We start from the raw sequence: 554 nt of genomic DNA on the forward strand, positions 1-554 counted from the left end.
ATTCCTTCAAAATATTCACTCCTTTTTCCAATATGTATCGATTATACCAAATTAACAAAAAAATAGCTTTATTTTCGTAAAATCTATTGACTGTTGTAAATAGGTTGTATATAATTAAAGTATAGAAAGGAGGTGCTGAAGTGGACGAGGTGAGAAACTGGATTCTTGCTATCGCTGGCATCGTGACCATCATAAAACACATCTACGACATATGGCAGAAGGAAAGCGAAAAGCATAGCAAGAAAAAGAAAAAGCGCTCCCGCCGGGTAAGCAAGAAGCGCTGATACACAGTGAGCAAAGGGGAGTAAATCCCCTTGCTCATACCATTATATCACGTCCACGATAATATGAAAAAATATTTTAAGCAGTACAGTACAGCAGATTTTGCCGTTTTGCTCATATTGGTTGCTGGGATCGTTGCAATTGATCTGACTGACGAGGGTATGTCTGGAAAGATTGCGCATACTGTATTGATGATAGCCGTTGTTATTACCTTGTTAAAAGGATTCATTATGATGTGGAGAGAAAGCCGACATGAAAGAAAGCGAAAAAAT

The 554-nt window shown here is 37.9% G+C and carries 2 protein-coding genes; both read left to right on the forward strand.

Features of this window, described 5'->3' with window-relative positions; genetic code table 11:
- Positions 1–140 precede the first annotated feature (140 nt).
- Positions 141–284 carry a hypothetical protein gene (locus tag AC4CV5_RS20765; protein ID WP_010329784.1) on the forward strand — a complete coding sequence of 48 codons (144 nt, stop codon included), beginning with the start codon at positions 141–143 and terminating at the stop codon, positions 282–284.
- Between the two features lie 30 nt (positions 285–314).
- Positions 315–554, forward strand: a 240-nt coding sequence (locus AC4CV5_RS20770; RefSeq protein WP_041517732.1) for a hypothetical protein, incomplete at its 3' end; no start/stop codon positions are given.

The sequence above is a fragment of the Bacillus sp. NS1 genome (assembly GCF_058248265.1).